Below are 1,340 nucleotides of genomic sequence, written 5' to 3'. Positions count from 1 at the left end.
TGAGGTTAGCCTCGAATAGTGGACACCCAAGGTAGCGGGATTTCAGGTCCTGCTGGAAGGATGTTCAACATGTCAGATTCGAAGCGGCAACGCCGTTCTTATACGCCGGAGTACCGCATCGAGGCCGCGAACCTCGTCATCAGCACGGGCCGATCGATCGCGGCGGTAGCGAAGGAGCTCGGAGTCGGCGAGCAGACCCTGGGCACTTGGGTCAAGGCCGAGAAAGACCGCCTCCGCGGCGAAGGCGAGTCAACCGGGCCTCTGGGAGAGGACGAACGTGCTGAACTGGCACGGTTGAAACGGGAGAATTTCGAGCTTAAACAAGATAACGAGTTCCTGGGAAAAGCGGCCGCCTTCTTCGCGTCGAAGCCTCGAAACAAGAGAAGTTCGAACTGATGGCAACGGAGAAGGCGAACTACTCGATTCGCCGCATGGCCAGGCTCCTCGACGTCACGAAGTCCGGGTTCTATGCGTGGATGAAACGACGGTCGGCAGGTCCGTCTAAGCGGGCGAGGGCGCAGCGAGACCTCGACGCGCAAGTCCGTCGAGTTCACACCGATTCTGACGATGTCTATGGGGCACCCAGAGTCACAGCGGAACTGGCTCGGGAAGGTCGGTGCGTGGATGAGAAGACGGTCGCTGCGTCGATGCGACGCCAAGGCCTCGAGGGAGTCAGCCCTCGTAAGTTCCAGCCGGTGACGACGCTGCCGGGTGTGGACACTTATCACATTCCTGATCTCGTCAAACGGGTCTGGGACCAGGGCGACTTAGATGCTGTGTGGATCAGCGATATCACGTATCTACGCACGTGGGAGGGGTTCGTCTACCTCTGCGTGATCCGCGACGGATGCTCGAGGAGAGTGCTCGGGTGGGCCATGGATGACCGACAGGATTCCGACCTGGTTGAGCAGGCGTTGCGGATGGCTCATACCCTACGAGCGATGACTCCGAATGACGTGATTTTTCATGCTGACCGCGGCGCACAATACACGTCAACGCAGCTGCATCACGCGTCCGGTGAGCTGGGGTTGAAGCAGTCGGTGGGACGCACCGGGGTGTGTTGGGACAACGCGATGTCGGAGTCGTTCTGGTCGTCGTTGAAGTCGGAGTTCTTCGATCGTCGGGTGTGGCAGACGCGGACCGAGGTCAAGCGCGAGGTCGCCCGGTGGATCGAGATTGTCTATAACCGACGACGGTTGCATTCCGCGTTAGGGATGGTGCCGCCGGTGGAGTTCGAAGGCAATCTTCTGGCTGGTCGGCAGGCTGGTCAGGTGGAGAAGGAAGCGTCTACGCAGGCTGCGTGACGTAGCACACGTGTCCACGACTTGCGGGGAACCTCA

Annotated in this window: 1 protein-coding gene; it reads left to right on the top strand. The window is 60.1% G+C overall.

The window, feature by feature from the left end:
- Positions 1–69 precede the first annotated feature (69 nt).
- Positions 70–1,304, top strand: a protein-coding gene (locus tag INT40_RS20315; protein WP_226831730.1) for an IS3 family transposase whose coding sequence is annotated in 2 segments (ribosomal slippage) — positions 70–337 and positions 337–1,304 — 1,236 coding nt in all. Because the reading frame shifts where the segments join, the coding sequence is not laid out codon by codon here.
- The last annotated feature ends 36 nt before the right edge of the window (positions 1,305–1,340 follow it).

This window comes from Brevibacterium sp. FME17 (genome assembly GCF_014897515.1).
Lineage (GTDB): Bacteria > Actinomycetota > Actinomycetes > Actinomycetales > Brevibacteriaceae > Brevibacterium.
The sequence above is the reverse complement of the archived record's forward strand: the minus strand, read 5'-3'. Positions and strand labels throughout refer to the sequence as shown.